Genomic DNA, 3,118 nt, shown 5'->3' on the forward strand with positions numbered 1-3,118 from the left:
AGGACGAGCACACTGGGCAGCGTACGGCGCATACCCACTCGGAAAGGCGTATAGAGCTCCAGCGCCGACCCGACAGACCCGCTCATCCTCGCGACGCTCCTTGGAGCCGGAGGCCGGTCAGGTCAGCGGATCGCCTGAACCCGCGGGCAGGCGCCCCTCATCCCAGCGTGCGTACCCATAGCCGCCCGTCCAATGCGAGGACCGCCGACAGGTCCTCGGCAACCAGGTCTGCCGCGCCCAGGTCAGCGGCCGAGTGCGTCGTGAGCAAGCCCAGGACCGATGAGCCGGCGGCGCGTCCGGCTTCGACGCCGGCGGTGGAGTCCTCGACCACGAGGCACTCGCCGGTCGCAGCACCGAGCAGATGGGCAGCCCGCTCGTATCCCTGCGGGTCCGGCTTGCCCGCGGTGACGTCATCGGCTGTCACCAACACGCTCGGGACGGCGAGCCCCGCGATGCCCAGCCTCGCCCGCGCGAGCGCCGTCGTCCCGCTCGTGACGACCGCGACCGGGGCGCCCGGCCGGCCCGCGTCCAGCGCGGCCCACAACGCCGCCGCCCCAGGTAGCCCGGTAACCCCCTCGTTGTCCGCCACCTCGATCTGCTCGACCAGGACGTTCTCGGCGGCGATGTAGTCGGGCGGGGCACCCGCGAGCAGCTCCGCGACGTGGTCGACCGACCGGCGGCCGTGCGCGCCCGCGAGCACCGTGCCCGGGTCCATCCCGTGTCGCTCGGCGAACTGGATCCAATGCCGCTCGACAGCGTCAGTTGAGTCGGCCAGCACCCCGTCGAGGTCGAACAGCACGGCCGCGGGGGCCAACGCGACGACCCGACGCAACCGCGCAGCCCACGCGGGTGTACCGGGCTCCAGGCGCACCGTGCGTTCCTCGTCGGCGCCCTCACCAACCCCGCCGCCCACGCCGACGGGACGCTGGATGCGTACCAGCAGGTGCCCGGATGGCAGGCCGGCCCCGAAGTCTTCCACCAGCCCCTCGCCCCACTCGACGGCCGTGACGGAGGAGTCAAGGTCGAGGTCCAGGTCAGCCACCTCGGCCGGGCGTGACAGCCGGTAGGCGTCCACGTGCAAGAGCGGCGCCTTGCCGTCCCGGTGCTCGTGGACCAGGACGAATGTGGGACTGGTGACACGCTCCGCCGACCCGAGGCCTACCGCGATGCCGGAGACGAGCACGGTCTTGCCCGCTCCCAGCGGCCCGGCCAGCACCACCAGATCCCCCGGCACGAGAAGCCCGGCCAGCCAGGCACCGAGGGCCAGCATGTCGTGCGGGGTGCCCACCCGGAACGTGGGGAACGGCTCGTCGGGCATCGCCAGGTCAGGCGGCAGGGACCGCAACGAGGCGGGCGGCCAGCTCAAGGTCGGCGCGCAGGGCGCGCAGCGGCTCCCCGGCCGGCCCGAACCGCAGCGCCGCCGAGGGATGGTAGGTCGGCAGGACGCTCAGCGCACCCAGGCCTGGACCGATCACCTCGTGCACGCTGCCGCGCACGGACGCCAGCGAGGGAACCCGGCCGAGCAGCGCGGCGGCTGCGGTCGTCCCGAGTGTGACGACGAGCGTGGGCGCCAGCATGTCGAGCTGGCGGTCGAGCCAGCCGCGACAGCGCAGGGCCTCTTCGGGGCTGGGACGGCGATTGCCAGGAGGCCGGCATTTGAGGATGTTCAGCACGGCCACGCTCTCCCGGGACAGCCCGACCTCCTCGAGGGTGCGGTCAAGCAGTTGTCCCGCCCGCCCGACGAAGGGCTCACCGCGGGCGTCCTCCTGGGCTCCGGGGGCCTCACCGAGCAACAGCAGCCGGGCGCGCGCAGGCGCCTGCCCCACCACGACCGACTTCCGGGTCGCGGCCAGCTCGGTGCAGGCCACACAGCCGCGGATGCGCAGGGACAGCGCGGCCCAGTCGGCGGCACCCGCCGCGGCCGCCCGGATCCGGACCGCCGTGACCGCCCCGTCCGGCACGGTCAGGCCCCGCGCCTGGCCATCAAGGTGTGCTCGGCCAGTGCCCGGGCAGCGAGGCGGCGAATCTGACGGGTGACGATGTCCGGCCGTTCCAGGTTCACCATGTGCCCGGCCTTCGGGACCACGACCAGTTCCGCGTTCGGCAGCGCAGCCGCAATCTCCTCGCTGTGGTCGACCGGCGTCACCAGGTCGGCATCCCCCACGAGGACGAGGACGGGCACGTCTCGGAGCACGTCGAGGGCCGTCAGCTTGTCGTGGGACAGGAAGGTCGGCAGGAACGCGGCGATGACGTCCACCGACGTCCCGGCGACCATGCGCTCGAGGAAGTCGACCAGCGAGGGGGAGACCGTGTCGCTGCCGAAGCCGAGCCGGCGCGACAGGATGTAGGTGAGGTCGAGCCGGTGCCGTCGCCCGCGGTCGATGAGCCCAGGCCGGCGGTGCACGCCGACGGTCAGTTTCGGCACCAGCTTGCGCACCAGCACGCTGATGGCGGCGGGCAGCCCCAGCGCCGCCTCGGCCATCCTGCCCGCGCTGGTGGCCAGCAGGGCCACGCCCGCGATCTGGGTGCCGAACAGCTCGGGGTGCCGGTCAGCCAACGCCATGATCGTCATCCCACCCATGCTGTGCCCCACGAGCACGACGGGGCCGGACGGGACGCGCTCGCGCAGCACCCGGTAAAGGTCGTCACCGAGCTGGTCGATGGTGCAGTTCTCGGCGGCGCTGTGGCCGGAACGGCCGTGCGAGCGGTGGTCGTAGAAGACGAGGCGGGCGATCCCGCCGAGGTCGCGGCGCTGGTAGTGCCAGTTCGGCGAGGAAACGACGAAACCGTGGGTGAAGACGATGGTCAGCGGAGCGGACGGGTCGCCCGCCTCCTGAACGTGCAGCGGTACGCCGTCGTCGGACACCACGAACGCGGTCCGCCCGGGCAGCCGGCCGAACCGCTCCCCGGCCTCCGGGTCGGGCCGCGGGTGCCGCTTCTTCCTGCGGACCGGCACCTTCCGCTCGGTCACGGCACTGGTGAGGACCCCCGCCGCGATGGCCCCGGCGCAGGCTGTCACGAAGCCACCCCGGTGATGTCGCTTCACGCTGCCTGCCCCACGTAGGTCCGCGGCACCCGGGTGCCGATCCTGCTGACGATCTCATAGGAGATGGTGCCG

At 72.8% G+C, this 3,118-nt stretch carries 3 protein-coding genes; all 3 read right to left on the minus strand.

Annotated features, from left to right (window positions below; genetic code table 11):
* Positions 1-157 precede the first annotated feature (157 nt).
* From tsaE to ACXVGS_RS18910, 3 genes are read right to left on the minus strand one after another with little or no spacing between them, the layout of a single operon-like run.
* Positions 158-1,318 carry a tRNA (adenosine(37)-N6)-threonylcarbamoyltransferase complex ATPase subunit type 1 TsaE gene (tsaE, locus tag ACXVGS_RS18900; protein ID WP_458538210.1) on the minus strand — a complete coding sequence of 387 codons (1,161 nt, stop codon included), beginning with the start codon at positions 1,316-1,318 and terminating at the stop codon, positions 158-160.
* A gap of 7 nt (positions 1,319-1,325) precedes the next feature.
* Complete coding sequence (locus ACXVGS_RS18905; protein WP_458538211.1) at positions 1,326-1,961, minus strand: uracil-DNA glycosylase; 636 nt, start codon at positions 1,959-1,961, stop codon at positions 1,326-1,328.
* A gap of 2 nt (positions 1,962-1,963) precedes the next feature.
* On the minus strand, positions 1,964-3,019 hold the full coding sequence (locus tag ACXVGS_RS18910; RefSeq protein ID WP_458538212.1) for an alpha/beta fold hydrolase: 1,056 nt from the start codon (positions 3,017-3,019) through the stop codon (positions 1,964-1,966).
* Positions 3,020-3,118: the final 99 nt, after the last annotated feature.

This window comes from Oryzihumus sp., from assembly GCF_054325275.1.

Bases quoted from the DNA above. Each gene is read 5' to 3' on its own strand.
- tsaE (WP_458538210.1), bottom strand. From the start codon at position 1,318: ATGCCCGACGAGCCGTTCCCCACGTTCCGGGTGGGCACCCCGCACGAC.